The organism is Hydrogenophaga sp. FG152, assembly GCF_057809615.1.
This window is the reverse complement of record NZ_JBMDKH010000001.1, coordinates 169,178-195,368: the sequence shown is the minus strand read 5'-3', so window position 1 is coordinate 195,368 and position 26,191 is coordinate 169,178. Positions and strand designations below refer to the sequence as shown.

At 68.1% G+C, this 26,191-nt stretch carries 22 protein-coding genes; 5 read left to right on the top strand and 17 right to left on the bottom strand.

Annotation, left to right across the window (positions count from 1 at the left end; all coding sequences use genetic code 11):
* Positions 1–12: 12 nt before the first annotated feature.
* Positions 13–1,011, bottom strand: a complete 999-nt coding sequence (locus tag ACODTB_RS00955) for a Bug family tripartite tricarboxylate transporter substrate binding protein (protein ID WP_291117551.1) — start codon at positions 1,009–1,011, stop codon at positions 13–15.
* 49 nt (positions 1,012–1,060) lie between these two features.
* Positions 1,061–2,098 carry a porin gene (locus tag ACODTB_RS00950; RefSeq protein ID WP_291117553.1) on the bottom strand — a complete coding sequence of 346 codons (1,038 nt, stop codon included), beginning with the start codon at positions 2,096–2,098 and terminating at the stop codon, positions 1,061–1,063.
* Between the two features lie 175 nt (positions 2,099–2,273).
* Between ACODTB_RS00950 and ACODTB_RS00945 the strand changes: the two genes are divergently transcribed.
* The gene (locus tag ACODTB_RS00945) at positions 2,274–2,963 is read left to right on the top strand and encodes a GntR family transcriptional regulator (RefSeq protein WP_291117557.1); all 690 of its coding nucleotides are present in this window, start codon (positions 2,274–2,276) and stop codon (positions 2,961–2,963) included.
* Here ACODTB_RS00945 and ACODTB_RS00940 read toward each other — a convergent pair.
* The gene (locus ACODTB_RS00940; RefSeq protein ID WP_291117560.1) at positions 2,960–3,841 is read right to left on the bottom strand and encodes a transglutaminase-like domain-containing protein; all 882 of its coding nucleotides are present in this window, start codon (positions 3,839–3,841) and stop codon (positions 2,960–2,962) included. The genes ACODTB_RS00945 and ACODTB_RS00940 overlap by 4 nt on opposite strands.
* A 167-nt stretch (positions 3,842–4,008) precedes the next feature.
* Between ACODTB_RS00940 and ACODTB_RS00935 the strand changes: the two genes are divergently transcribed.
* Entirely contained in the window at positions 4,009–6,561 is a 2,553-nt protein-coding gene (locus ACODTB_RS00935) for an FtsX-like permease family protein (RefSeq protein ID WP_291117562.1), read from the top strand.
* Entirely contained in the window at positions 6,561–7,682 is a 1,122-nt protein-coding gene (locus ACODTB_RS00930) for a lipocalin-like domain-containing protein (protein WP_291117565.1), read from the top strand. Before ACODTB_RS00935 ends, ACODTB_RS00930 begins: the two co-directional genes overlap by 1 nt.
* A 10-nt stretch (positions 7,683–7,692) precedes the next feature.
* Here the strand turns inward: ACODTB_RS00930 and ACODTB_RS00925 are convergent, their stop codons facing one another.
* The 3 genes from ACODTB_RS00925 to ACODTB_RS00915 all read right to left on the bottom strand — a co-directional run bounded on the left by ACODTB_RS00925 (position 7,693) and on the right by ACODTB_RS00915 (position 11,196).
* A complete protein-coding gene (locus tag ACODTB_RS00925) occupies positions 7,693–8,307 on the bottom strand; it encodes a LysE family translocator (RefSeq protein ID WP_291117568.1) in 615 nt (204 codons plus the stop codon).
* A gap of 616 nt (positions 8,308–8,923) precedes the next feature.
* Complete coding sequence (locus ACODTB_RS00920) at positions 8,924–9,991, bottom strand: M48 family metallopeptidase (protein ID WP_488929044.1); 1,068 nt, start codon at positions 9,989–9,991, stop codon at positions 8,924–8,926.
* Positions 9,991–11,196: a YjgN family protein gene (locus tag ACODTB_RS00915; RefSeq protein ID WP_291120460.1), complete on the bottom strand. Its 1,206-nt coding sequence runs from the start codon at positions 11,194–11,196 to the stop codon at positions 9,991–9,993. The genes ACODTB_RS00920 and ACODTB_RS00915 overlap by 1 nt, the downstream gene beginning before the upstream one ends.
* 89 nt (positions 11,197–11,285) lie before the next feature.
* Here ACODTB_RS00915 and ACODTB_RS00910 point away from each other — a divergent pair, with 89 nt between their 5' ends.
* Both ACODTB_RS00910 and ACODTB_RS00905 read left to right on the top strand, forming a co-directional pair.
* Positions 11,286–13,070, top strand: a complete 1,785-nt coding sequence (locus tag ACODTB_RS00910) for an ABC transporter transmembrane domain-containing protein (protein WP_291120462.1) — start codon at positions 11,286–11,288, stop codon at positions 13,068–13,070.
* A 130-nt stretch (positions 13,071–13,200) separates the two neighbouring features.
* A complete protein-coding gene (locus ACODTB_RS00905; RefSeq protein ID WP_488929043.1) occupies positions 13,201–14,532 on the top strand; it encodes a Glu/Leu/Phe/Val family dehydrogenase in 1,332 nt (443 codons plus the stop codon).
* Positions 14,533–14,833: 301 nt separating this feature from the next.
* On the opposite strand, the gene ACODTB_RS00900 is transcribed toward ACODTB_RS00905, so the two are convergent.
* Genes ACODTB_RS00900 through nuoG form a run of 11 tightly spaced genes read right to left on the bottom strand, consistent with a single transcriptional unit; the run spans position 14,834 to position 26,178 of the window.
* Entirely contained in the window at positions 14,834–15,313 is a 480-nt protein-coding gene (locus ACODTB_RS00900; protein ID WP_291120466.1) for a DUF1178 family protein, read from the bottom strand.
* Positions 15,310–15,933: an NUDIX domain-containing protein gene (locus ACODTB_RS00895; protein WP_291120468.1), complete on the bottom strand. Its 624-nt coding sequence runs from the start codon at positions 15,931–15,933 to the stop codon at positions 15,310–15,312. Before ACODTB_RS00895 ends, ACODTB_RS00900 begins: the two co-directional genes overlap by 4 nt.
* Positions 15,933–16,235, bottom strand: a complete 303-nt coding sequence (locus ACODTB_RS00890) for a DUF2818 family protein (RefSeq protein WP_291120470.1) — start codon at positions 16,233–16,235, stop codon at positions 15,933–15,935. Before ACODTB_RS00890 ends, ACODTB_RS00895 begins: the two co-directional genes overlap by 1 nt.
* Positions 16,236–16,290: 55 nt before the next feature.
* Positions 16,291–17,799 carry an NADH-quinone oxidoreductase subunit NuoN gene (gene nuoN, locus ACODTB_RS00885; RefSeq protein ID WP_291120472.1) on the bottom strand — a complete coding sequence of 503 codons (1,509 nt, stop codon included), beginning with the start codon at positions 17,797–17,799 and terminating at the stop codon, positions 16,291–16,293.
* A gap of 27 nt (positions 17,800–17,826) precedes the next feature.
* Positions 17,827–19,302, bottom strand: coding sequence for an NADH-quinone oxidoreductase subunit M (locus tag ACODTB_RS00880; RefSeq protein WP_291120474.1), 1,476 nt, complete (start codon positions 19,300–19,302; stop codon positions 17,827–17,829).
* Positions 19,303–19,318: 16 nt separating this feature from the next.
* Entirely contained in the window at positions 19,319–21,373 is a 2,055-nt protein-coding gene (nuoL, locus tag ACODTB_RS00875) for an NADH-quinone oxidoreductase subunit L (protein WP_291120476.1), read from the bottom strand.
* Between the two features lie 40 nt (positions 21,374–21,413).
* A complete protein-coding gene (gene nuoK / locus ACODTB_RS00870; protein WP_291120478.1) occupies positions 21,414–21,722 on the bottom strand; it encodes an NADH-quinone oxidoreductase subunit NuoK in 309 nt (102 codons plus the stop codon).
* Positions 21,719–22,369 (bottom strand): NADH-quinone oxidoreductase subunit J, encoded by a 651-nt coding sequence (locus ACODTB_RS00865; RefSeq protein ID WP_291120480.1) that lies wholly within the window; start codon positions 22,367–22,369, stop codon positions 21,719–21,721. Before ACODTB_RS00865 ends, nuoK begins: the two co-directional genes overlap by 4 nt.
* Positions 22,370–22,420: 51 nt before the next feature.
* Entirely contained in the window at positions 22,421–22,957 is a 537-nt protein-coding gene (nuoI, locus tag ACODTB_RS00860; protein ID WP_291120482.1) for an NADH-quinone oxidoreductase subunit NuoI, read from the bottom strand.
* Between the two features lie 15 nt (positions 22,958–22,972).
* Complete coding sequence (gene nuoH / locus ACODTB_RS00855; protein WP_291120484.1) at positions 22,973–24,049, bottom strand: NADH-quinone oxidoreductase subunit NuoH; 1,077 nt, start codon at positions 24,047–24,049, stop codon at positions 22,973–22,975.
* Complete coding sequence (gene nuoG, locus ACODTB_RS00850; protein WP_291120486.1) at positions 24,046–26,178, bottom strand: NADH-quinone oxidoreductase subunit NuoG; 2,133 nt, start codon at positions 26,176–26,178, stop codon at positions 24,046–24,048. The genes nuoH and nuoG overlap by 4 nt, the downstream gene beginning before the upstream one ends.
* Between the last annotated feature and the right edge of the window lie 13 nt (positions 26,179–26,191).

Here is a 26,191-nt window from a genome sequence, read left to right as displayed (position 1 = left end):
TGCTTGCGGCGCTCAGTCCGCCTTGATACCAAACTCGGCCACGACCTTGCCATAGCGCACATAGTCGGCGGCCACCAGCTTCGCGAGCTTGCCGGGTTCTCCACCCGCTGGCGCGAGCGCGATGGTCTCCATCCGCGCGATGACATCGGGCATCTTGAGGATCTCGTTGACATGCTGGTTGATCAGCTGGACCAGGTCCGAGGGCATGCCCTTGGGCCCCATCAGCGCCTGCCAGGCCCCGACCTCGGCCCCCACGATGCCCTGCTCGGCGAGCGTGGGCACATCGGGCAGAAAGGGCGAGCGTTTAAGGTCGGCCACCGCCAGCGGGACCAGGCGGCCCGACTTGATGTGCGGCGCGGCGGGACCCAGCGTGGTGTACATCAGCGGGATCGCCCCACCCACCACGTCGGCGATGGCGGGCATGCTGCCCCGGTACGGTATCTGCGTGATCTTCGTGCCGGTGGACTTGTTGAAGAGTTCTCCGAGGATGTGCATGGGCGAACCGTTGCCGGGGCTGGCGTAGCTCACGATGCCGCCGGCCTTGGCCTTGGCCACCAGCTCCTTCACGGAAGAAACGCCGGTTGCGGTCGCCGCGACGACGAACAGCGATTGGCTGCCCAGCTGGACGATGGAGGTCAGTTCCGTGCTCGGGTCGATCGCGCTGCCGGCGGCCGTCATCACGTGGGGCGTGATGGCCGCGGTGTTGGGGGCCAGCAGCAGGATGTGGCCATCCGGGCGTGCCTTGGAGACGTAGTTGGTGGCGATGGTGCCGGCGGCGCCGGTGCGGTTGTCGACCACCACCGGTTGTCCAAGGCGGGGGGCGAGCTTCTCGGCGATCAACCGCGCCAGCACGTCGGTGTCGCCCCCAGCGGGGTAGCCCACCACGATGGTGACCAGCTTGTTGGGGTAGTTCGGCGCCTGGGCTTGCGCCTTCGGCGCGAGCAGCGCCGCGGCGGCGAGGGTGGCGAGCAGCAGCCACAGCGAAGAGCGGCGATGGAAGGAGGTGTTCATGGTGTCTGAAGGAGATGGAGGGAAGGACGCTTCTGGCGCGCGGCAGGCGTCAGAAGGCATGGCGGATGCCGACGTTGTAGGCCCGGTTGCCCAGGCCTTGTTCGGTGGCGTTGCCCACCCGGTAGAAGCCGGTGGGGGAGCCCGCGGGCACGCTGTTGTCGATGCGCGCGATCGAGGCGTAGACGCCCGTGCGCTTGGACAGGGCGTGCGTGTAGCCCAGCGCCCACTGGCTCGCATCGTGGTTGGCGGCGGTCCGGTCGTTCTTGCGGATGTACGAGGCCATGAACCGCCCTGCCCCATAAGGCACCGACACCCCCAGCAGCACGTCGCGCGAATCCGCGTTGACCAGGCCGAACACCGCCGAGCCCTTGTTCACCACGTAGTTGAAATGCGCCGTCGCCACGCCAAAGTCGTATTTCGCCCCGAGGAAGCCCATCTTCGCCGGCACCGACGCGGCGCTGTTGACGTTGTGGTGGCCCAGCTTGACGTACACCGGACCCGACACATAGCCGATCGCGCCACCGTACTGGCGCCGCGCGCTGCTGTCGCCGGGCGTTTCGCCCAGGCCGTAGACCACATCGGCGGTCCAGCCGGCCTTGGCCGCGTAGGTGTAGCGCACGGTGTTGTCCATGCGGTTGTTGCCGCCCGCGCCGCCCGCGCTGATCAGGTTGGCGGACGTCCCGGCCAGGCCCGTGATGAAGGGATCCGTCTCGGTCTGGACGAAGGCGACAGGGGTGTATTGGCGGCCGAGCGAGAGGCTGCCGAAACCGCCCTGCAGGCCCACGAGCGACTGCCGCCCGAACGCGAGACCGCCCTGCCCCAGCGTGCCGTTGTCCGCGTTGAGCCCCATTTCCAGGATATAGAACGCCGAGAGCCCCGCACCGAGGTCTTCGGTGCCGCGAAAGCCCAGCCGCGAGCCGCCGGCGACGCCGCTGGTGAGCTTGGAGGCACTGGCGCCGTTGGGCCCGCCGCTTTCGCGCACGAAGCCCAGGTCGACGAGGCCGTAGACCGTGCTGGTGCTCTGGGACCACGCGGCGCCGCTGACCAGGACCAGCGCGGAGAGAAGGGTGCATCGTTTCAGTTTCATGGGTACTTTCGGGACAGGGGGTGAAAACGCCTCTTTCGCGGCGGGGAGAAGGCGGCACACCGGCCCACGAAGGGCGGTCGGTGCGATAATTTCTCCGTTTGCGAAAGTTGCTGAATTTCATGAAATATACATTTTTCATGAAATATTGTGTTTCGTATAAACTCCTATTTACTTCATGAATCAGTTCGTTGTAGAAGACCCCGCCCTCGATTCGGGCTCGCGCACCGAGCGCGCGTACCACCGCCTGCGGCAGGAAATCCTGTTGGGCGACCTGGGGGCGAATGACCGCTTGCGGGTCGCGGAGCTGGAAGAGCGGTTCGGCCTGGGGCTCACGCCCATCCGCGAGGCGCTGGCCCGCCTGGCCAGCGAAGGGCTGGTGTCCATGGAGGCGCGGCGGGGCGCGCGCGTCCTGGAAATCTCACTCGCCGAGCTGGCCGATCTGATGAAGACGCGCCGTGAGATCGAACGCCTTTGCCTGACCGAATCCATCCAGTACGGCGACGCCCGCTGGGAAGCGGAGGTGGTTGCCGCCCTGCACGTGCTGGGGCGCACCCCCCTGCCCGGGAGCGAAGGCAGCACCACGGATCTCGAGTGGGAGAAGCAGCACCGCCACTTTCATGCGGCCCTGGTGAGCGCCTGTGGTTCGGAGTGGCTGCTGCGGTTCTGGAACCAGTTGATGGACCATTCGCAGCGCTACCGCAAAGCCCGCCACAAGGGCCCGCTGGTGGCCCGGGACGTGCAGGCGGAACACCAGGCGATCCTCGACGCGGTCCTGCGCAGGGATGCGGCGGCCGCGGTCGCCCTCATGGAGCAGCACCTGCTCGCCACGGAGAAAGCGGCCCGCGCCGCGCTTGAGCAGCGTTAGCCGCCCGCTTGCCAGCCGCCGTCGGTGGACAGGGCTTCGGGCCGGTGCACGGGCATCAGCCAGCCGTGGCGGGGGCTGGTCTGGGCCGAGATGTCGATGCGCGGCGCGTGCGTGTCCACACCGCCAAAAATGGTGGCAAACGAGGCGTCGGCCGCATCGCGGCCGGTGCCGATGCGCAGGAAACCCATGGGGATCGCGGTGCCCGAAGGATCGAAGATGTACCAGCGGTGGCCCACATAAGCCTCCACATAGGCATGGAAGTCGGTCGGGCCCAGGGCGGGGTCGGCGCCGAAGTCGATCGCGGTGGTGAAGCGCGCGGGAATGTTGAGCGCGCGGCACATCGTGATCATGAGGTGCGCGAAATCGCGGCACACGCCTTTGCGGTCGTTCATCGTGTCCAGGGCCGAGGTCATGGAGTTGCTGGTGTTCGACTCGAACGTCACCTGGCTCTGCACCCATTGCTGGATCGCCTGCACACGGCGGTAGCCCTGCGGCATCTGGCCGAACAGCTGGTTGGCCATGGCGGTGACGCAGTCGGACTGGCAGTAGCGGCTGGGGTAGATGTAGGCCAGTGCTTCGGGCGGCAGTTGGGCCACCGGCGTTTCAAACACGCTGTCGGGTGGCGCCACGTGGTGCTCGATGTCCACCGTGGCACGGTAGCGCACCGACAGCGGACCCGGGCCGGCGCTCAGGCGCAGCGTGCGCGTGCGCGTGGCCGCGTCGGTGTGCATCAGCAGGGGAACGGGCTGGCTGACCTGCAGCTGCTCCCAGCTCACGGTCTGCTGCGGCGAATGCGCGGCCTGCACGTTGAAGATGAAATCGGCACCGGGAGGGTGGATCTCGTACTGCAGATCGATGGCGAGGTGAATGCGAACCATGGGGATCACCGTGTGGGGAGAAGTGGACCCGCCTCGCGGCGGGCAGCAGCGCGTGGGTGCGCTGTGTGATCGGTGAGCGCCAGACAACCGTTGGGCCATCTTACGCGCGCCCCCGGTTGGCCGTCGGTGCGCTGCCCCACCAAACCCGATGGGCTTAAGCTCAAGCCATGCGCTCGCTGCTCTCGACCTTTTCCTTGCAAGAGTTGCGCCACCACCCCTGGCGCAACGCCTCAGCCGTGGTGGCGGTCATGCTGGGCGTGGCGCTGGCGTTCGCGGTGCACCTGATCAACGCCTCGGCGCTGGCCGAGTTCTCCAGCGCGGTGAGCTCGGTCAACGGCCAGCCCGACGTGGAGCTGCGCGCGCGCCAGGGCACGCTGGACGACGCCCTGCTCGCGCGCGTGGCCGCGCAGCCCGGTGTGGCGCTGGCCAGCCCGGTGCTCGAAGGCCCGGTGCAGGTCGTCGCGAGCGACGGCGGGCGGCTGAGCGTGAAGCTGGTGGGCGTGGACGCGCTGGTGGTGGCCGGCCTCTCGCCCGCCTTGATGCCGGTGGCCGACGGCGACGGCGCCACGCGGCGCTTCGACCTCTTCGCGCCCGACGCGGTGTTTCTCAACGCGGCCGCGCAGCAGGCCCTCGCGGGGCAGCCCCGCCTGCCATTGCAGAACGGCGCGGTGCTGCGCGTGGCCGGCCGCGTGAACGCGCCCGGCGCGCCCTTGCTGGTGATGGACGTGGCCGCCGCGCAAGACCTGCTGGACCGCACGGGCCAGTTGAGCCGCATCGACCTGCGCCTGGCCCCCGGCGCGCGCGTGGCTGAGGTGCTGGCCGCCCTGGCCCTGCCCGCCAACGTGATCGCGCAGCGGCCCGAGCAGTCGGGCGAGCGGGTGAGCAACCTCTCGCGCGCCTACCGCGTCAACCTCACAGTGCTCGCGCTGGTCGCTCTGTTCACCGGCGCCTTCCTGGTGTTTTCGGTGCTCTCGCTCTCGGTGGCGCGGCGCCAGCCGCAGTTCGCGCTGCTGGGCGTGCTGGGCCTGTCCAGCCGCGAGCGGCTGCGCCTGGTGCTGGCCGAATCGGCCCTGCTCGGCCTGCTGGGCAGCGCGCTCGGTATCGCGCTGGGCACGGCGCTGGCCGCGCTCGCACTGCGCCTGCTCGGTGGCGACCTGGGCGGCGGTTACTTCTCGGGCGTGACACCGCCGCTGCTGTGGAGCCCGCTGGCGGCCGGTGTGTACCTGCTGCTGGGCGTGGTGGCGGCGCTGGTGGGCGGCTGGTGGCCCGCGCAGGCCACCGCCCGCCTGGCGCCCGCGCTCGCGCTCAAGGGCCTGGGCGCGCCGCTGCGACCCGGCGCGCGCCGCCACACGCTGGCGCTGGCCCTGGTGCTGCTGGCCGCCGCGATGGCCTGGGCGCCACCGGTGGCGGGCATTCCGCTGGCGGCCTATGTGTCGGTGGGCCTGCTGCTGGTGGGCGGCATCGCGGCGCTGCCGCTGGGCGTGGGCTGGCTGCTGGACCGCATCGCGCCGCGCATCGCGCGCCATGCATTGCCGGTGCTCGCGGTGGAGCGCGCGCGCCGCCTGCGCGAGACCGCCGCCGTGGCCACCAGCGGCGTGGTCGCGAGCCTGGCGCTGTCGGTCGCGCTCACGGTGATGGTGGCGAGTTTTCGCGACTCGGTCACGCACTGGCTCGACGCTGTGCTGCCCGCCCAGCTCTATGTGCGCAGCGTGGGCAGCGGCGCCGGCGACGGCAGCCACCTGCCGGCGGCGTTCGTGGCCAGCGTGGCCGACGTCGAGGGCGTGGCCCGCGTGGACACCTTGCGTGCCACGCCGGTGCAGCTTGCGCCCGAGCGCCCCGCCATCGCGCTGCTCACGCGCCCGCTGGAGACCACGCCCGGCGGCACCTTGAGCCTGCCCCTGGTCGGCAACGCCATGCCCGCCCCCGCCGCACCCGATGGCGCGCGCGTGGTCGCGGTCTACGTGAGCGAGGCCATGGTGGACCTCTACGGCGCCCGGCCCGGCAGCTGGTTGCCAGCGCTGGCGCAGGCCTTTGCCGAGCCGCAGGTGCGCGGCACGCGCTTCTTTGTGGCGGGGGTGTGGCGCGACTACGCGCGCCAGCACGGCAGCGTGGTGATGGACCGCGCCGACTTCGTGCGCCTCACCGGCGACGCGCGCGTGAACGACCTCGCGCTGCACCTGGCCGAAGGGGCCGACGAAAACACCGTGCGCGAACGCATCCGCGCGCTGGCCGAGGCACAGGGTGCGGCGAATGCCATCGAGTTCGCCTCGGTCGGCCAGATCCGCGCCAACTCGCTGCGCATCTTCGACCGCAGCTTCGCCGTCACCGTGTGGCTGCAGGCAGTGGCGATCGGCATCGGCCTGTTCGGCGTGGCCGCGAGCTTCAGCGCGCAGGTGCTGGCGCGCCGGCGCGAGTTCGGCCTGCTCGCGCACCTGGGCCTCACGCGGTCGCAGATCCTGGGCGTGGTGGCGCTCGAAGGCCTGGCCTGGACGGTGCTCGGCGCGCTCGCCGGCCTCGCGCTCGGCCTGGCCGTGAGCCTGGTGCTGGTGCACGTGGTCAACCCGCAGAGCTTCCACTGGACCATGGACCTCGTGCTGCCCTGGGCCCGCCTGCTCGCGCTGTGCGCCGCCGTGGTGGTGGCCGGCACGCTCACCGCCTGGCTCGCTGGGCAGGCCGCCGCCGGCCGCGATGCGGTGCGCGCGGTGAAGGAGGACTGGTGATGCGCCGCCGGCAACTGCTGGTGGCCTCGGCCGGTGCGGTGGCGCTGCCCCGCGCGCAGGCACAGGCCGGTCACCGGCCCGGCGATGCCCTGCGGCCACGCCCGCTGCGCTTCCCGCGCGACCACGGCACGCACAACGAGACGCGCACCGAGTGGTGGTACCTCACCGGCCAGGCGAAGGACGCGGCGGGGCGCGACTTCGGTTTCCAGGTGACGTTCTTCCGCAGCCGCGTGGACGGCACGCAGGCCCTGCGCGGTCCGCTGGCCGCGAAGCAGCTGCTGTTCGCGCACGCGGCCATCACCGACGTGCAAAGCGGCCGGCTGCTGCACGACCAGCGCATCGCGCGCTGGAACGGCGAGCCGCTCGCCTCGATCGAGCGCAGCGTGTTCGCCAGCGCCGAGGACACGCACGTGGTGCTGCGCGACTGGTCGCTGCGGCGCCGGCCCGACACCGGCCACTACACCGCGCGCGTGGTGGGCGACGAACTCGGCATCGATCTGCAGGCGGTGCCGCAGCAGGCCTGGCTGCTGCAGGGCGATCAGGGTTTCTCACGCAAGGGGCCGGACGCGTCGCAGGCCAGCTTCTACGTGAGCCAGCCGCACCTGGCCGTGCAGGGCACGCTGGCGCTCAAAGGCCAGCGCTTCGAGGTGCGCGGCACCGCCTGGCTGGACCACGAATGGAGCGAGGCCCTGCTGCACCCTGAGGCGGTGGGCTGGGATTGGATCGGCATGAACCTGTTCGAGGGCCACAGCCTCACGGCCTTCCAGCTGCGCCGCAAGGACGGGAGCAAGCTGTGGGCCGGGGGCTCGTTCCGCGCGGCGGGCAGCGCGCAAAGCGCCACCGACATCTACCGCTTCAGCGCGGGCGAGGTGGACTTCCAGCCCCGGCGCTGGTGGACCAGCCCGCTCACGCGCGCGCGCTACCCGGTGGAGTGGGTGGTGCGCACGCCGGGCGATTTCTACACGGTGAAGGCCGTCATCGAGCCGCAGGAACTCGACAGCCGTGCGAGCACCGGCACGGTGTATTGGGAAGGTCTGTCCGACCTGATCGACAGCAACGGCAAGGCCGTGGGGCGGGGGTATCTGGAGATGACGGGCTACGTGCAGCGGCTGGTGCTGTGAGCGCGGTGCGTCAGCGTTCGGTGAACGCGAGTTGCGCGCCCAGGCCGGCGAAGGCGGCGGAGAAGCTGCGGCGCAGCCAGTCCTGCACGCGCGGCGAGTCGATGACCGCGCGGCGGAAGGCGTGCGCAAGCAGGCCGTAGAGCACGAAGACGCCGAAGGTCATGGCCATGAAGACGCCGCTGAGCAGGAGCAGTTGGCCCAGGGGCGAGGCGGCGGCTGGGTCGACGAACTGGGGCAGGAAGGCGAGGAAGAAGATGGTGAGTTTGGGGTTGAGGATGTTGAGCAGGAAGGCTTTGACGGTGAGGCTGAGGGCGCTGCGCCGTGCGCCGCCTTCCTGCACCACGAAGGCCGAGCGGTCGCGCCAGGTGGCGATGGCGAGGTAGAGCAGGTAGGCCACGCCGGCGTACTTGAGCAGCTGGAAGGCGAGCGCGCTGGTGTGCATGACGGCGGCGAGGCCGAGCACGGTGGCCAGCAGGTGGGGCACGATGCCCAGGGTGCAGCCGAGGGAAGCGAACAGGCTGGCCCGCTTTCCCTGCACCAGCCCGGCGGACACGGTGAACACCACGCCGGTGCCGGGGATGAGGACGACGATGAGGGAGGTGATCAGGAATTCCAGGGTGATCATGTGGTGGCTCCTTTTGGGGTGGTCATGTTGCCACAGGGTGCGGTTTTGGTTCGCCTGGCTTGGCTTGGCTTGGCTTGGCTTGGCTTGGCTTGGCTTGGCTGGGCTGGGGTGGGCTGGGGTGGGGTGGCTTGGTCTCGGGGCCGCTGGTGCGGGTGGCCGTTCTCCAGCGCTGCTCGCGGACGACTGCCCCGGGCACGCCCACACCCCTTCGTCAACACCGGACAGGCGCACAACCTCTGTGGCAACCGCGAATGGGCGCCTGCGCCCGACCACCCGCACCATCGACCCAGTGGCATGGTGGCATGGTGGCATGGTGGCATGGTGGCATGGTGGCATGGTGGCATTCAAGTGATTGAATTCAAGTTTCATTTGAATGACGTTCCATTCCCTCCCTCTCGACGGATGGTGGGGTTCGCGGGCGCAGGCGCCCATTCGCGGTTGCCACAGAGGGTGAGCGAAGGGGTGGTATTGACGAAGTGATGGTCGTGGACCCGGGCAGACACCCGCGAGCAGCGCCGGAGAACGCGGACCACGCCAGCCGTCAGCGCGAGGTGCAAGGCCGGAAACCAGCGCGAGGTGCAAGGCCGAAAACCAGCGCGAGGTGCAAGGCCAGAAACTAGCGCGAGTCCTCAGGCCGCCACTCCCGAAAAAACCGGATGCGTTCCAGGTGATCCGGGTGGCTGCCAATCGCGATGGGCAAAGACACCCGGTCCTCCTCATCCTGCGGAGAAGGGTCCTTGTCCGCCTCAACCAGCATGCGCTCGAAAAACACCACCATGGCCGCCGGCGGCACACCCCCCGCGTGCATCAGCCGAGCCGCATGCGCATCCGCGCGCCGCTCGGTGTCGCGCGAATAGGCCTGGGTCGCCAACGTCGCCGGCACCGTGGCCAGAAAACCGCTGGCATCCCCCAACACCACCCCCACCAGCGCACTGATCAGACTCGCGCGCACCACCATGTCCAGCCCATCGCGGTGCTCCACATGGCCCAACTCGTGCGCCAGCACACCCACCAGCGCATCCGGCTGGTCGTGCAACAGCGCCACCAGCTCGTCCGTCATCACCATGTAACCGCCCGGCAACGCAAACGCATTCGCGCCCAACACCGGCGAGGCATGGAACGCCAGCTCCCAGTGCGGCGCATCCCCCTGCGGATAAGCGCGATCCACCAGCGACTTGAAACGCTGGCGCAACTCGTCCTGCCGCGTCTGCGGCAAGGCGCTGGGCCGCAGAAACAAGCGGTCCAGCTGCTGCAAGCTCTGCTGACCCACATGCCGGTCCAGCGAATCCGGCACCTGGTGCGCCAGCGTCTGGCTCAACCACGGCACGCCCCACAACCACGCGGCCCCCAGGAACACCACCGAACCCGCGAGTGCCACCAGCGCGGCGCGCCAGCTCTGCATCCAACCCACCACCGCGCTGTCCTGCAACCCGCTGGCCCGCGCCCAGGCGTCCCACGCCGCCGCATCGGCGTGCTGGATGAGACCGCCGTCCGGCAACTCGGCCTGGCGCTGGCCGTGCGTGCGCCGCTCGGGCCAGCGCACGCGCGCCAGCGGGTAGCGCCGTGTGTCCTCACCCGCTTGCATGAGCAGCTCGCCCGCCTCCACGCGCAACGTCACCGAGCGCGGCCTGGGCGACTGGCCGTCGAACCACTGGCTTTGGAGCGAGGCAGGCGCAGCACCCATCAGAGCCCCATGTCCATGCCGAAGAAATCGCCGGCCGCGTCGCCCAGCACACCCTTGCCGACCTGCTGCGCGCTCGCCAGCCAGCCATCCACCGGCCCATCGACCGCCAACGACATGGCCTCGAGCTTCAGGCGCGCGGTGCGCACCTTCGCGAAGGGCCAGTACAGGCCCAGCGTGACCACGATCAACAACCAGTTGACCAGCGTGACGCGGAACAGGCTGCGAAAGCGCAGCGCGCTGTTGAAGCGGATCTTCTCGCTGCGCGTGCCGTTCCAAAGCAGGTCCTGGAAACGCGCGCCGAAGTACGGGGCGCTCACCAGCGGGATCAGCAGGTAGATCACCCCCAGCGCCACCGGCACCACCAGCGCGACCAGGGCCCGCCGCTGGCCGGCCGCCAGGTCGCCGAACATGCCACGCGCCAGCACGAACAGGACCAGGGCCACCAGCGCGGCACCCACCAGGCCCACCAGCAGGCTCACGCCACCCGTTTTCAGGAACAGCCCGTAGAAGCGGGCGGTGCGGGTGTCCAGCTGCGTGCGCTGCTGCGCGAACACATAGCCCCCATGCTGGTAACGTTTGATGCGCGCCATGAGCCAGGGCATGAGCGCCGTGAAGAGCAGCACCACCGAGCCGATCACGATGCCGCCGCGCCGGGCCACCTCGGGCGCCATCTCTTCGCCTTCGGTCACGGCGGGCAGGAACAGCACGAAGGCCAGCGCGGGCAGGAAGAAGGGCAGCATGCTGAGGTAGGCGCCCTTCAGATCCCCCGCGAAGCTCAGGCGCACACCGCGCCAGCTGGTGTTGCGCAGCCGGAACTGCAGCGAGGCGCGCCACAGCGCGGGCCAGAGCACCATGAAAGCCAGCAGCGCGACCCACGCCAGATGGGGCAGGAAGTTCGACACCGCCCAGTAACCCACGCCCAGCAGCAGCACCAGCAGGTAGCCGCGGAACATCTTCCAGGGGTCGGCGTGGAAGCCCAGCGGGTCGCCGCCGACCAGGGTGTTGTTCTGGAAATAGGCGATGCGCCGGGCGCGCGCGAAGGGCGCATACAAGGTAAGGGTGACCAGCGTGAGCAGCAGGTTCACGACCCAGATGCGGAAGTACTCGCTGCCCGAGCCGTTGAACCGGACGTCCAGTGCCTGCACCGCCGCCGCGCGCTCATCCGCCAGCGCCACGGTGGGCGCGAAATCGTCCTGTTGTGCCATCCCCGTCCCTTGAAATTGAAAAATTGGGAGGCATCCTAGCACCGCACCTCCATTCACGCCCGGCCCCCAAAACCGGCACACTCTGCACCATGCCCACCCCCTCCTCCGACCGCCCCAAAGCCGAATCGCCCACCTCGCTCGGGGGCCTGCTGCCCTTCATGCGGCCCTACCGCACCCAGATCGGGCTGGCGATGCTGTTCCTGGTGCTGGCGGCCGTTGCCACGCTGCTGTTTCCGGTGGCCCTGCGTGGCCTGATCGACGGCGGCCTGGTGGCGGGCGATCGCAGCGCGCAGGCCATGGGGCTGCGCGGCCACTTCCTCGAACTCTTCGCCGTCGCGGTGGCCCTGGGCGTGTTCTCCGCCGCGCGCTTCTACCTGGTGAGCTGGTTGGGCGAGCGCATCACGGCCGACCTGCGCCACGCGGTCTACAGCCACGTGCTGCGGCAGAGCCCGCAGTTCTTCGAGACCACACAGACCGGCGAGGTGCTCTCGCGCTTGACCACCGACACCACGCTGGTGCAGACCGTGGTGGGTTCCTCGCTCTCCATGGGCCTGCGCAACGGCGTGATGGGCATCGGCGCCCTCATCATGCTGGTGTGGACCAACCCCTACGTGATGCTGCAGGTGCTGCTGATCATCCTGCTGGTGGTGCTGCCCAGCATGTGGTTCGGCCGGCGCGTGCGCAAGCTCTCGCGCGCCAGCCAGGACCGCGTGGCCGACTCCAGCGCGATCGCGGCCGAGGTGCTCAACGCCATTCCCATCGTGCAGAGCTACACCGCCGAAGACCGCGAGGCCTCGCGCTTCAAGGACTCGACGGAGAGCGCCTTCGTCACCGCCATCCGCCGCACCAAGGCCCGCGCCGGCATGGTGGCCTTCATCATCATCAGCACCGCGGCGCTGCTGCTCTGGGGCCTGTACCAGGGCACGCAGGCGGTGCTGGCCGGCACCATCACGCCCGGCCACCTGGGGCAGACGGTGGTCTACATCATCATCCTGGCCGGTGCGGTGGGCGTGCTGGGCGAGGTCTATGGCGACCTGCTGCGCGCGGCCGGCGCGAGCGAGCGGCTGATGGAGCTGCTGGCCAGCGAGTCGCCGGTGCAGTCGCCCGCGCGGCCCTTGCAGGCGCCGGCACCGCAAGGGGGCAGCGCGCTGGCCTTCGACGACGTCACCTTCCACTACCCCTCACGCCCGGCGCAGGCGGCGCTCAGCGGTTTCACCCTGGCCGTGCAGCCGGGGCAGACGGTGGCGCTGGTCGGGCCCAGCGGCGCCGGCAAGACGACCGTGTTCGGCCTGCTGCTGCGCTACTACGACCCGGCGCTGGGCAGCATCCGGCTCGATGGCGTGCCGATCGACCAGCTCAGCCTGCACGACCTGCGCCAGCGCATCGGCATCGTGCCGCAGGACCCGGTGATCTTCTCCAGCAGCGCGATGGAGAACATCCGCTACGGCAAGCCCGGCGCGAGCGATGCCGAAGTGCGCGCGGCGGCGGCCGCCGCCTTCGCCGACGAGTTCATCGAGAAACTGCCCGAGGGCTACGACACCTTCCTGGGCGAGCGCGGCGTGCGCCTCTCGGGCGGGCAGCGCCAGCGCATCGCGATCGCACGCGCCATGCTCAAGAACCCGCCCCTGCTGCTGCTCGACGAAGCCACCAGCGCGCTGGACGCGCAGAGCGAGCGCATGGTGCAGGCCGCGCTGGAGTCCGCCATGAAGGACCGCACCACGCTCGTGATCGCCCACCGCCTGGCCACGGTGCAGCAGGCCGACCGCATCGTGGTGCTCGACCACGGGCGGCTGGTGGAACAAGGCACGCACGCCCAGCTGGTGGCGCAGGGCGGTGTGTACGCGGGGCTGGCGGCGTTGCAGTTCAACGCGTAGAACAAAGTTCAACTATGCAATCGATGCATAACACGATGGCATCATGGCCTTGGACATGAAGAGGCCATCTCCGTAAGCTTCCGCGTGTTGGCCCATCGGTGCATGGGCCACAACCCACAAGGAATCTTCCATGTCACAAACACCGCCCCTTCCGGCCGGCAGCGCCACCAGCGCCCCGGCCGTTTTCACGCAAGCCCTCCCCTCCTACCTCGACCCCAAGCACCTCGGCCCCTGGGGCGTCTACCTGCAACAGGTGGACCGCGTCGCGCCCTACCTGGGCCCGCTGGCGCGCTGGGTCGACACCCTCAAGCGGCCCAAGCGCACGCTGATCGTGGACGTGCCCATCCACCTGGACAACGGCACCGTGGCCCACTTCGAGGGTTACCGCGTGCAGCACAACGCCTCGCGCGGCCCGGGCAAGGGTGGTGTTCGTTTCCACCAGGACGTGACGCTGTCCGAGGTGATGGCCCTGTCGGCCTGGATGTCGATCAAGAACGCGGCGGTGAACGTGCCCTACGGCGGCGCCAAGGGCGGCATCCGCGTGGACCCGCGCCAGCTCACGATCGGTGAGCTCGAGCGCGTGACGCGCCGCTACACCAGCGAGATCGGCATCATCATCGGCCCGACCAAGGACATCCCGGCGCCGGACGTGAACACGAACGAGCAGATCATGGCCTGGATGATGGACACCTACTCGATGAACGAGGGTGCCACCGCCACCGGCGTGGTCACCGGCAAGCCGGTGGACCTGGGCGGCTCGCTGGGCCGGCGCGAGGCCACGGGCCGCGGCGTGTTCACCGTGGGCGTGGAAGCGGCGCGCCGCATCGGCCTGGACGTGGCCACCGCGCGCGTGGCCGTGCAGGGTTTCGGCAACGTGGGGGGCGTGGCTGGCAAGCTGTTCGCCGAGGCCGGCGCCAAGGTGGTGGCGGTGCAGGACCACGGCGGCACCATCTACCGCGAGGCTGGCCTCGACGTGCCCGCGCTGCTCGACCATGTGAAACGCGCCGGCACGGTGGCGGGTTTTGCCGGTGCCGAAGTGATGGCCAACGACGCCTTCTGGGACGTGCCCTGCGACATCCTCATCCCCGCCGCGCTCGAATCGCAGATCACCGAGGCCAACGCCGGCCGCATCCGGGCGCGCATGGTGATCGAGGGCGCCAATGGCCCGACCACGCCGCAGGCCGACGACATCCTGCACGAGCGCAACGTGCTGGTGCTGCCCGACGTGATCGCCAACGCCGGCGGCGTGACGGTGAGCTACTTCGAGTGGGTGCAGGACTTCTCCAGCTTCTTCTGGAGCGAGGACGAGATCAACGCCCGCCTGGTCAAGATCATGAAGGACGCCTTCGCCGCCGTGTGGCAGGTGGCCGACGAGAACAAGGTGAGCCTGCGCACGGCGACCTTCATCGTGGCCTGCAAGCGCATCCTGCATGCGCGCGACCTGCGCGGACTGTATCCGTAACACCCCCTGGTATCCGTAACCCCCCCCTGCGCCGCTGACGCGGCTTCCCCCCTCTCTGGCGCGCCTTCGGCGCTTGGAGGGGGGACGACAGCTGGGGCCGGCGTAGCCGTCCCTCGCTGTCTCTGGATGGCGTTACTTCAAGCGCGGCACCTTGGTCCTCCGCTCTCCGGAGCGCGTGCCTGAACCCAGAGATGCCGTGGAACCGGCTCTGCCGGGCCACTGGCATCGTCCCCCCTCCAAGCGCCGAAGGCGCGCCAGAGAGGGGGGAAGCCGCGCAGCGGCGCAGGGGGGTGTTCCCTGTCTACTGCAGCGTTTCCTTGATGCCGGGCACCGAAGGCAGGGCGATCACTTCGATGCCCTCTTCCATGAGTTCCAGCGCTTCCTGCGGGCTGGCCTGGCCCCGGATCTGCCGATGCTCGACCTCGCCATGGTGCATGGCCCGGGCTTCGTCGGCGAAACGTTCACCCACGTCTTCGGTGTTCGCCATCACCTCGCGCAGCGCCTGCATGATGCGCGCCTGCATGGCCACGAGGTCGGGCTGACCACCGTGGTTGCTCATGGCCACCGCCGTGCCGGCGGCCGGTTCGGCCGGCGCCTGCGGCTCCTGACGGCCGGCGCGCAGGTTCAGCCTCGGTGCCGAGAGCTTCTTCTGGATGTGCACATCGCCACACATCGGGCACGACACCAGGCCGCGCTCGAGCTGGCTCGTGTAGTCGTCTTCGGAGCCGAACCAGCCTTCGAATTCGTGCTGGTGCGCGCACTGCAGGTTGAGGACCTTCATGCCCCGGATTGTCCCGCATCCGCCCCATCCGGGTGGGCGGCCCATTCCAGAACCCATTCGCCGCGCTGCACGTTCTGCAGCCACATGGAGCCGATCAGGGTCTTGCAGTCGATCACCTCGCCGCTGAAGCACCAGGCCTGCAGCTCGGCGGGCGTGGCGGCGAACACGTCCAGGAATTCGCCTTCGTCGAGCTGGCGCTCACCGAGCGTGAGGCCGCGCGCGAACCAGATGTCGATGACTTCGTCGGAATAGGCGATGGTGGGCGCGAGCCGGCCGGCAAAGGCCCACTCGCGGGCGCTGTAGCCGGTTTCTTCGAGCAGCTCGCGCCGCGCGCAGGCCAGGCTGCCCTCGCCCGCGTCGAGCTTGCCGGCGGGGAATTCGATCATCACCGCCTGCATGGGGTGACGGAACTGCCGCTCCATCACCACACGGCCATCGTCCAGCAGGCCGATCACCATCACGGCGCCCGGGTGCAGCACGAACTCGCGCGTGGCGTGGGCGCCATCGGGCATGCGCACGGTGTCGCGCACCACGTGCAGGAAATGGCCGCGCAGCAACTCGGTGCGCGACAGCGGGGTTTCTCGGAGGTGGCTGTCGTCGGCCATGGGCAGCTCGGCCATCAGCCGCGGCGGCGGAACAGGTAGCGGTAGACGAAGCCAGGGAAGGCCAGGGTCAGGAACAGCGAGCCCGTGGTGGCGTAGAACTCCCAGCCCTGAGGGGCGATCTGGCCGGCGTCGCGTTCGAGCGCCAGGCCCAACGCACCGACCAAGAAGTACAGCAGCACCAGTTCACCCACGCGCATCCACAGCGTCTTGGGCGCGCGGCGCGGCAGCACGGCCAGCCAACGGTTGTTGAGGAAAGGCAGGTTGGCCGCGACGAAGGCGGTGATCAGCACCAGCCAGACAGAGAGTGTGTGGGTCATGGAACGGTGTGAGCCGGCGGCCACCGGCAAGTTCACCGGTGCGCCGCCAACGCGATCAGGCCAGCAGTTGCGCCACGGCCTGGGCACACAGGGTCATGAGGCCGCCAGGCACGATGCCCAGCGCCAGCACCAGCAGGCCGTTGACCGAGAGCACCGCGCGCGCGTCCAGCCCGGCCTCGATCTCGGCGGTCTGCGTGGGCGCATCGAAGTACATGATCTTGACCACGCGCAGGTAGTAGAACGCGCCGATCAGCGACATGATCACCGCGAACACGGCCAGGCCCACATAGAAGGCGGCGCTCGAAGCCAGCAGCGCCTGCAGCACGGCGAGCTTGGCGTAGAAACCCACCAGCGGCGGCACGCCGGCCAGCGAGAACATGCAGACCGCCATGACGCCGGCGTACAGCGGGCTGCGCTGGTTCAGGCCGGCCAGGTCGCTGATGTTCTCCGACTCGAAGCCGCTGCGCGAGAGCAGCAGGATCACACCGAAGGTGCCCAGCGTGGTCAGCACGTAGGTGACGACATAGAACATGGACGAGCCGTAGGCGTTGGCCATGTTGCTGCTGTCCAGGCCGTCGGCGCCCTGCACCACGCCCGCGAGCAGGCCCAGCATCAGGAAGCCCATCTGCGCGATGGTCGAGAAGGCCAGCATGCGCTTGAGGTTGTTCTGCGCGATGGCGGCGAGGTTGCCCACCAGCAGCGACATGACGGCGAGCACGGCGAGCATCTGCTGCCAGTCCACGGCCAGCGGCTGCAGGCCTTCGACCAGCAGGCGGATCACGATGGCGAAGGCGGCCAGCTTGGGTGCGCCACCGATCATCAGGGTGATGGCGGTCGGGGCACCGTGGTACACATCGGGCACCCACATGTGGAAGGGCACCACGCCGAGCTTGAAGGCCAGGCCGGCCACCACGAACACCAGGCCAAGGGTGAGCACCTGCGGCGAGCCCACGAGCGTGTCGTCGCCGCCCGCGATGGTGAGCATCACCTCGGTGAGGTTCAGCGAACCGGTGGCGCCATAGACCATGGACAGGCCGTAGAGCAGGAAACCGCTGGCCAGCGCGCCCAGCACGAAGTACTTCATGGCCGCTTCCGTGGCCTTCACGTCGTCGCGGCGCAGCGCAACCAGGGCGTAGCTGGAGAGCGTGAGCAGCTCCAGACCGAGGTAGATCACCAGGAAGTGGTGGCTGGAGATCATGACGAACATGCCCAGCAGCGCGAACATGCCCAGGCTGAACAGCTCGCCGCCGCGCAGCATGTCGCGCTGGCCGGCGTAGGCACGGCCGTACACGAAGGTGACCATCATGGCGATGGAGGCGAAGCACTTGAGCCAGTTGCCCATGGGGTCGCTGACGATCATGCCGCCGAAGCCGTAGACGGTGTTGCCCGAGCTCGCGGCCAGGCCCTGCAGCACCGCGATGACGCCCAGCGTCAGCAGCGTCAGGCCGTAGGTGATGCCGCGCAGCGGCGTCTTCACCGCCAGATCGACCAGCGCGATCACGCAGGCCATCGTCATCAGGAGGATTTCCGGGTAGGCCGCGACCCAGCTGAGCTTGTCAATCATGTGAGCGTTCTCTCGTGTAGCGTGAGCTCAGTTCAGTTTGGAGATGGCGACGTGGCGCAGCAGTTCGGCCACGGACGCGTCCATCACGTCGGTGAAGGGCTTGGGATAGACACCCATGTAGAGCACGGCCAGCGCCAGCACGCCCAGCACCAGGAATTCGCGCGCGTTGATGTCGACCAGGGCCTTGACATTGTCGTTGCCCACGCTGCCGAGGTAGACCCGCTTGTACATCCACAGCGAGTACGCGGCGCCGAAGATCAGGGCCGAGGCGGCCAGCAGGCCGATCCAGAAGTTGGCCTTGACGGCGGCGATGATGACCATCCACTCGCCCACGAAACCGGCGGTGCCCGGCAGGCCGCAGTTGGCCATGGTGAACAGCAGCGCGAAGGCGGCGAACTTGGGCATGGTGTTGACCACGCCCCCGTAGTCGGCGATCTCGCGCGAGTGCACGCGGTCGTACAGCACGCCGATGCCCAGGAACATGGCGGCTGAGACGAAGCCGTGGGCGATCATCTGCACGATTGCACCGGACACGCCGAGGTCGCTGAAGACGAAGAAGCCCAGGGTGACGAAGCCCATGTGCGCGACCGACGAGTAGGCCACGAGTTTCTTCATGTCCTGCTGCACCATGGCGACCAGACCCACGTAGATCACGGCGATGAGCGAGAGTGCGATCATCAGCCAGGCCCATTCGTGCGCGGCATCGGGAAGGATGGGCAGCGAGAAGCGCAGGAAACCGTAGGCACCCAGCTTGAGCATGATGGCCGCCAGCACGGCGGAACCGCCGGTGGGGGCTTCCACGTGCACGTCGGGCAGCCAGGTGTGCACCGGCCACATCGGCACCTTCACCGCAAAGGCGGCGAAGAAGGCGAAGAACAGCAGGGTCTGCGCGGTGCCGCCCAGGGGCAGCTTGTACCAGTCGGCCAGCGCGAAGCTGCCACCGGACTGCGTGTACAGGTAGATCAGGGCCACCAGCATGAGCAGCGAGCCCAGCAGGGTGTACAGGAAGAACTTGAAGGCCGCGTAGATCTTGTTCGGGCCGCCCCAGATACCGATGATCAGGTACATCGGGATCAGCGTGGCTTCGAAGAACACGTAGAACAGCATCGCGTCCTGCGCGCTGAAGACGCCGATCATCAGCCCCGAGAGGATCAGGAAGGCGCCCATGTACTGGTTGACGCGCGAGGTGATCGACTCCCAGCTCGCCACCACCACCACCACGTTGATGAAGGCGGTCAGCAAGATCAGCCAGAGCGAGATGCCGTCCACGCCCAGGTGGTAGTTGACGTTGAAGTTCTCGATCCAGGCGCGCTTCTCGACGAACTGCATGGCGGCGGTGCCCAGCTCGAAGCCGGTGTACAGCGGCACGGTGACAGCCAGGCCGGCAATGGCGCCCACCAGCGCGACCCAGCGCACCACGTGCGCCTGATCGTCGCGGCCCAGGGCCAGCAGCACGACGCCGAAGAAGATCGGCGTCCAGATTGCAAGGCTCAGCAAACCCATCTTGTTATCCCTCTTCTTATTTGGCGAGCCAGACGAAATACGTCATGAACAGCAGCACGCCCACGATCATCATGAGCGCGTAGTGGTAGAGGTAACCGGTCTGCGCGCGGCGCACGACCGAGGACACCACACCCACCAGCTTCCAGCTGGCGTTGACCACGCCACCTTCGATCACGCCCCGGTCGCCGCCCTTCCAGAGGCCGACACCCAGCGCGCGCGCGCCACGGGCCAGCACGTTCTCGTTGAACCAGTCCAGGTAGTACTTGTTCTCCAGCACCACGATCAGCGGGCGCAGCGCGCGCGCGATGGCGGCCGGCACGGCCGGGTTGATCAGGTACATGTACCAGGCGCACACCGCGCCGGCCAGGGCCAGGTACAGCGGCGCGGTCGAAAGCGCGTGGGTCGCCATGGCCAGGGGCCCGTGGAACATCTCGCCGAACTTCACCATGGCCGGGTGGGCCGCGGTGTTGATGGTGATGGCGTCCTTGAAGAAGTCACCGAACAGCATGGGCTGGATGGTGATGAAACCGATCACCACCGAAGGAATGGCCAGCAGCAGCAGCGGCACCGTCACCACCCAGGGCGACTCGTGAGGCTTGCCATCGCCGTGGCCGTGCCCATGGTCGTCGTGGTGGTCGCCATGGTCGCCATGGTCGTCGTGGTGGCCGTGGTGGGCGTCCGGGTTCTGGTCGTAGCGCTCCTTGCCGTGGAACACCAGGAAGTAGAGCCGGAACGAATAGAACGAGGTGACGAACACGCCCGCGAGCACCGCGAAGTGCGCGAAGCCGGCGGCGGGCAGGTTGCTGAAGTGCACCGCCTCGATGATGCTGTCCTTGGAATAGAAGCCGGAGAACAGCGGCGTGCCGATCAGGGCCAGCGTGCCCAGCAGCGAGGTGATCCAGGTGATGGGCATGTACTTGCGCACCCCACCCATCCAGCGGATGTCCTGGTTGTGGTGCAGGCCCATGATGACCGAGCCGGCGGCCAGGAACAGCAGCGCCTTGAAGAAGGCGTGGGTCATCAGGTGGAACACGGCGACCGAGTAGGCCGAGGCGCCCAGCGCGACCGTCATGTAGCCCAGCTGCGAGAGCGTGGAGTACGCCACCACGCGCTTGATGTCGTTCTGGATGATGCCCAGGAAGCCCATGAACAGCGCGGTGATCGCGCCGATGACCAGGATGAAGTTGAGCGCGGTGTCCGACAGCTCGAACAGCGGCGACATGCGCGCGACCATGAAGATGCCGGCCGTCACCATGGTGGCGGCGTGGATCAGCGCAGAGATGGGCGTGGGGCCTTCCATGGAGTCAGGCAGCCAGACGTGCAGCGGGAATTGCGCGCTCTTGCCCATGGCGCCGATGAACAGGCAGATGCAGATCACGGTGATCAGCATCCAGTCGGTGCCTGGGAAGCCCAGCGTGCCGAGTTCGGGCGCCTTGGCGAACACCTCGGTGTAGTTCATGGTGCCGGCATAGGCCACGATCAGGCCGATGCCGAGGATGAAGCCGAAGTCGCCCACGCGGTTGACCAGGAAGGCCTTCATGTTGGCGAAGATGGCCGTGGGCTTGTTGAACCAGAACCCGATCAGCAGGTAGGACACCAGACCCACCGCCTCCCAGCCGAAGAACAGCTGCAGCAGGTTGTTGCTCATGACCAGCATGAGCATGGAGAAGGTGAACAGCGAGATGTAGGCGAAGAAGCGGTTGTAGCCGTCGTCTTCCTCCATGTAGCCGATGGTGTAGAGGTGCACCATGAGCGAGACGAAGGTGACGACCACCATCATCATGGCGGTGAGGCCATCGACCAGGAAGCCGATCTCCATCTTCAGGCCGCCCACCACCATCCAGGTGTAGATGGTCTCGTTGAAGCGCGCACCGTCCACGGCCACGCTCTTGAGCGTCATGGCCGAGAGGATGAAGGCCACCAGCACGCCCAGGATGGTGAAGGTGTGCGAGGCGCGGCGGCCGATCACGTTGCCGCCGAAGGTGGTGCCCAGGATGCCGGCGATCGCCGAACCCAGCAATGGGGCCAGCGGAACGGCGAGCAAGGTGCTTGCAGAGAGGGTGGTGCTCATGGGGTTCTTGCCTGAGTTCTCGTGTGGGGTGGCCCTGGCCTCAACCCTTGAGGGTGTTGAGTTCTTCGACGCTGATCGACGACTTGTTGCGGAACAGCAGCACCAGAATGGCCAGACCGATCGCCGATTCGGCGGCGGCCACGGTCAGGATGAAAAACACGAAGACCTGGCCGTGCATGTCGCCCAGGAAATGAGAGAAGGCCACGAAGTTCATGTTCACGGCCAGCAGCATCAGTTCGATGGCCATGAGCAGAACGATGAGGTTCTTGCGGTTCAGGAAGATGCCCACGACCGAGATCGCGAACAGGATCGCGCCGACGGCGAGGAAATGGCCCAGCGAGACGGTCATGGTTTCTGGCCCTCCTGGGCGGCTGCCGCGTCGGCGGCGGGAGCGGCTTTCTGCGTGGCGTTCATGGGCAGCACCACCAGGCGGTCGCTGGCGCGCACGTGCACCTGCAGATTGGGGTTGATGGCCTTGCTGTCCTTGCGCTGGCGCAGGGTCAGCGCGATGGCGGCGATCATGGCCACCAGCAGGATCACGGCGGCCACTTCGATCGGGTACAGGTACTCGGTGTACAGCAGCACGCCCAGTTCACGGGTGTTGGAATAGCCCGGGTCGGCCGCCACCGCGCCCGGATTGCCCGTGACCGTGGGGAAACCGGCCCACAGCACGGCGATGAGTTCGGCCGCCACGAAGGCGCCGAGCAAGGCCGCCACCGGGAAGTGCTTCCAGAAACCCTGGCGCACCGTGTCCAGGTTGATGTCCAGCATCATCACGACGAAGAGGAACAGCACCATCACCGCGCCCAGGTACACCAGCACCAGCGTGATGCCCAGGAACTCGGCGCGCAGCAACAGCCACAGCGCCGCCGCCTGCGAGAACGCGAGCATGAGGTGCAGCACGGCATGCACCGGGTTGCGCGCGGTGATCACGCGGTAGCCTGCGTACAGCAGCACCGCGGAGAACAGGTAGAAAAAGCCGGTCTGGTAATCCATGGCGTCGTGGTTCTTGTGTCGTCTGGTCCGGCCGAGTCGGGTCAGCCCTGATCAGCGGTAGGGGGCGTCGGAGGCCCGGGCGGCGGCGATCTCGGATTCGTAGCGGTCGCCCACGGCCAGCAGCATCTCCTTGGTGAAGTACAGGTCGCCGCGCTTTTCGCCGTGGTACTCGAGGACATGCGTCTCGACGATGGAGTCGACCGGGCAGCTTTCTTCGCAGAAGCCGCAGAAGATGCACTTGGTCAGGTCGATGTCGTAGCGCGTGGTGCGGCGCGAACCATCGGCGCGCACATCGGATTCGATGGTGATCGCCATCGCCGGGCAGACGGCTTCGCAGAGCTTGCAGGCGATGCAGCGCTCTTCACCGTTCTCATAACGGCGCAGGGCGTGCAGGCCACGGAAGCGTGGCGACAGCGGCGTCTTCTCCTCGGGGAACTGCACCGTGACCTTGCGCTTGAAGGCGTAGCGGCCCGTCAGGGCCATGCCCTTGAACAGCTCCACCAGCAGAAAGCTGTTGAAGAAATCGCGGAAAGAGAACGGCGCGGCGTGCGCGGACGGCGCGGTGGAATTGGCGGTGGTGGTGGACATGGTCGTGCGCCCGGCTTATTTCCAGAGGTTCCACGGGGTCTGCATGAGCGCGCCCACGAGGAGCAGCCAGATCAGCGTGACAGGGATGAAGATCTTCCAGCCCAGACGCATGATCTGGTCGTAGCGGAAGCGGGGGAAGGTGGCGCGGATCCAGATGAACATGGACACCACCACGCAGGTCTTGATGCCGAGCCAGATCCAGCCGGGGATGAAGTCGAGCGCGGCGATCGGCGACAGCCAGCCGCCCAGGAACATCAGCACGGCCAGCACGGACACCAGCCACATGCTGGCGTACTCGGCCAGGAAGAAGATGGCGAAGCCCATGCCCGAGTACTCGACCATGTGGCCCGCCACGATCTCGGCCTCGCCTTCGACCACGTCGAAGGGGTGGCGGTTGGTTTCGGCCACGCCGGAGATCAGGTAGACGAAGAAGATCGGCAGCAGGGGCAGCCAGTTCCAGGACAGGAAGCCCAGGCCCATGTTGGCGCCCATGCCGCGCGCCTGCGAGGCCACGATCTCCCCCAGGTGCAGGCTGCCGGCGGTCATGACCACCACCAGGAAGCAGAAGCCGATGGCGATTTCGTAGCTCACCATCTGCGCCGAGGCGCGCAGCGCGCCCAGGAAGGCGTACTTGGAGTTGGACGCCCAGCCGGCGATGATCACACCGTAGACCTCGATCGAGGTGATGGCCAGGATCACGAGCAGGCCGGCGTTCACGTTGGCGATGATCGCCTCCGGGCCGAAAGGAATCGCAACCCACGCGGCCAACGCCGGCATGATGGCCATGACGGGGCCGAGGCGGAACAGCCCGTTGCTGGCCGCGCTGGGGCGGATCAGTTCCTTGGTCAGCAGCTTGAGCGCGTCGGCGATCGGCTGCAGCAGGCCGAAGGGGCCCACGCGGTTGGGACCGTGGCGCACCTGGATCCAGCCGAGCAGCTTGCGCTCCCACAGCGTGAGGTAGGCCACCGCGCCCATCAGGGGCGCGAGCACGACCACGATCTTGATCAGGTTCCAGATGACGGGCCAGGCACCGGTGGCCCACCAGTCGGCGGCGATCAGGCCCAGGCCGCCGTTGTACATCGCATCGATCACGCTGCGGCTCCTTCCAGGGCTTGAGCGGTCCGCGCATCGGCGGTGAGTTGCAGGGCGGTCGAGCGGCGCACCAGGCCGTCGAGCTGGTAGATGGAGGCCACGCAGGGCGCCACTTCGGCCGGCGACGTGTCGATCGCCGCGCTGCTCGCGTTGGACAGGCGGGCGGCATCGACCACGCTGCCGTTGCTCACACCCGGCAGCGCCGCGGCCAGCACGGCCTGCGACGAATCGGCGTCGAAGCCCGGCAGGTCCAGCAGGTTGCCGAGCACGCGCAGCACCTTCCAGGCCGGGCGCGTGTCGCCCAGCGGGCGCACGACGGCGTGGAAGCCTTGCAGGCGGCCTTCGGCGTTCACGAAGGAGCCCGAGGTTTCGGTGAACGGAGCGATGGGCAGGAGCACGTCGCTCACGTCGAGGTTGGTCTTGAAGGGGCTCAGGGTGACGACCATGTCGGCCGCTGCCAGACCCGTGGCACCGACGGCGGTGTCCTGGGCAGGCTCGGTGTTGAGCAGGATGGCGGCCTTGAGCTTGCCCACCAGCATCTGGCTGGCGTTCAGACCGCCCTGCCCCGGCAGCGCGTTCACCAGCTGCGCGCCCACGGTGTTCGCGGCTTCGGTGAGGTAGCCCACCGTGGCACCGGTCTGCTGGGCGATCCAGTTGGCCAGCGCGAGCAGGCTCGACGCCTTGGCATGGTGTGCCGCCGCATTGCCCAGCAGGATGGCCTTCTGTTCGCCGCCCAGCAGGGACTTGGCGACCGCGCGGTGCGCGTCCGTGGCTTCGCCGCTCACGGGCGCCGCGGCACCCGTTTCAGCGCCAATGGCGGCCGCGATGCCGGCCAGCGCCGACACCCACAGGCGGCTGTCGGCCAGCACGGTGTTCTTTATCGGCATGGCCCAGTCCTGCGCCTTGGCGTTGAGCACGTTGACCTGTGCGCCCTTGCGCTGGGCCTGGCGGATGCGCTGCGCGAACAGCGGGTGGTCCTTGCGCAGGTTGGAGCCGATCACGAGCACGCGTTGCAGCGTGGAGAGCGATGCGATCGGCAGACCCAGCCAGCGGGCCGCGCCTGCCGGCGCGGTGTTCGAGAAATCGGCGTGGCGCAGGCGCGCGTCGATATTCTGGCTGCCCAGGCCGCGCACCAGCGCACCGGCCAGGGCCAGCTCTTCGAGCGTGCTGTGCGGGCTGGACAGCAGGCCGATGGCGTTGGCACCGTGATCGGCCTTGACCTGCTTCAGGCCATTGGCCACGTATTCGAGCGCGGTCTGCCAGTCGACCGTCTTCCACTCGCCGCCCTGTTTGAGCATGGGCGAGGTCAGGCGCTCTTCGCTGTTGACGGCCTCGTACGAGAAGCGGTCGCGGTCGGCGATCCAGCATTCATTGACAGCCTCGTTCTCCAGCGGCACCACGCGCATGACCTTGTGGTTTTTCACCTGGACGATCAGGTTGGCACCGGTGGAATCGTGCGGGCTCACGCTCTTGCGGCGCGACAGCTCCCAGGTCCGGGCGCTGTAGCGGAACGGCTTGCTGGTGAGCGCGCCGACCGGGCAGATGTCGATCATGTTGCCCGAGAGCTCGGAGTCCACCGTATCGCCCAGGAAGGTCTCGATTTCGGCGTGTTCGCCGCGGTGCGACATGCCCAGCTCCATCACGCCGGCCACTTCCTGGCCGAAGCGCACGCAGCGGGTGCAGTGGATGCAGCGGCTCATCTCCTCCATGGAGATCAGCGGGCCCACGTCCTTGTGGAAGACCACGCGCTTTTCTTCTTCGTAGCGCGAACCGGAGCCGCCATAGCCCACGGCCAGATCCTGCAGCTGGCACTCGCCGCCCTGGTCGCAGATGGGGCAGTCCAGCGGGTGGTTGATGAGCAGGAACTCCATCACCGACTGCTGGGCCTTGATCGCCTTGTCGCTCTGGGTGCGCACGATCATGCCCTGTGTGACCGGCGTGGCGCAGGCGGGCATGGGCTTGGGCGCCTTTTCCACGTCAACCAGGCACATGCGGCAGTTGGCCGCGATGGACAGCTTCTTGTGGTAGCAGAAGTGGGGGATGTAGGTGCCCGCCTTCTCGGCCGCATGCATGACCATGCTGCCCGGGGGCACTTCCACCTTCTTGCCGTCGAGTTCGATTTCAACCATGGGAATGTCTTCT

What these genes read in the sequence shown, in the direction of transcription:
- ACODTB_RS00955 (WP_291117551.1), bottom strand. Translation starts at nt 1,011, where the DNA reads ATGAACACCTCCTTCCATCGCCGCTCTTCGCTGTGGCTGCTGCTCGCC.
- ACODTB_RS00950 (WP_291117553.1), bottom strand. Translation starts at nt 2,098, where the DNA reads ATGAAACTGAAACGATGCACCCTTCTCTCCGCGCTGGTCCTGGTCAGC.
- ACODTB_RS00945 (WP_291117557.1), top strand. Translation starts at nt 2,274, where the DNA reads ATGAATCAGTTCGTTGTAGAAGACCCCGCCCTCGATTCGGGCTCGCGC.
- ACODTB_RS00940 (WP_291117560.1), bottom strand. Translation starts at nt 3,841, where the DNA reads ATGGTTCGCATTCACCTCGCCATCGATCTGCAGTACGAGATCCACCCT.
- ACODTB_RS00935 (WP_291117562.1), top strand. Translation starts at nt 4,009, where the DNA reads ATGCGCTCGCTGCTCTCGACCTTTTCCTTGCAAGAGTTGCGCCACCAC.
- ACODTB_RS00930 (WP_291117565.1), top strand. Translation starts at nt 6,561, where the DNA reads ATGCGCCGCCGGCAACTGCTGGTGGCCTCGGCCGGTGCGGTGGCGCTG.
- ACODTB_RS00925 (WP_291117568.1), bottom strand. Translation starts at nt 8,307, where the DNA reads ATGATCACCCTGGAATTCCTGATCACCTCCCTCATCGTCGTCCTCATC.
- ACODTB_RS00920 (WP_488929044.1), bottom strand. Translation starts at nt 9,991, where the DNA reads ATGGGTGCTGCGCCTGCCTCGCTCCAAAGCCAGTGGTTCGACGGCCAG.
- ACODTB_RS00915 (WP_291120460.1), bottom strand. Translation starts at nt 11,196, where the DNA reads ATGGCACAACAGGACGATTTCGCGCCCACCGTGGCGCTGGCGGATGAG.
- ACODTB_RS00910 (WP_291120462.1), top strand. Translation starts at nt 11,286, where the DNA reads ATGCCCACCCCCTCCTCCGACCGCCCCAAAGCCGAATCGCCCACCTCG.
- ACODTB_RS00905 (WP_488929043.1), top strand. Translation starts at nt 13,201, where the DNA reads ATGTCACAAACACCGCCCCTTCCGGCCGGCAGCGCCACCAGCGCCCCG.
- ACODTB_RS00900 (WP_291120466.1), bottom strand. Translation starts at nt 15,313, where the DNA reads ATGAAGGTCCTCAACCTGCAGTGCGCGCACCAGCACGAATTCGAAGGC.
- ACODTB_RS00895 (WP_291120468.1), bottom strand. Translation starts at nt 15,933, where the DNA reads ATGGCCGAGCTGCCCATGGCCGACGACAGCCACCTCCGAGAAACCCCG.
- ACODTB_RS00890 (WP_291120470.1), bottom strand. Translation starts at nt 16,235, where the DNA reads ATGACCCACACACTCTCTGTCTGGCTGGTGCTGATCACCGCCTTCGTC.
- nuoN (WP_291120472.1), bottom strand. Translation starts at nt 17,799, where the DNA reads ATGATTGACAAGCTCAGCTGGGTCGCGGCCTACCCGGAAATCCTCCTG.
- ACODTB_RS00880 (WP_291120474.1), bottom strand. Translation starts at nt 19,302, where the DNA reads ATGGGTTTGCTGAGCCTTGCAATCTGGACGCCGATCTTCTTCGGCGTC.
- nuoL (WP_291120476.1), bottom strand. Translation starts at nt 21,373, where the DNA reads ATGAGCACCACCCTCTCTGCAAGCACCTTGCTCGCCGTTCCGCTGGCC.
- nuoK (WP_291120478.1), bottom strand. Translation starts at nt 21,722, where the DNA reads ATGACCGTCTCGCTGGGCCATTTCCTCGCCGTCGGCGCGATCCTGTTC.
- ACODTB_RS00865 (WP_291120480.1), bottom strand. Translation starts at nt 22,369, where the DNA reads ATGGATTACCAGACCGGCTTTTTCTACCTGTTCTCCGCGGTGCTGCTG.
- nuoI (WP_291120482.1), bottom strand. Translation starts at nt 22,957, where the DNA reads ATGTCCACCACCACCGCCAATTCCACCGCGCCGTCCGCGCACGCCGCG.
- nuoG (WP_291120486.1), bottom strand. Translation starts at nt 26,178, where the DNA reads ATGGTTGAAATCGAACTCGACGGCAAGAAGGTGGAAGTGCCCCCGGGC.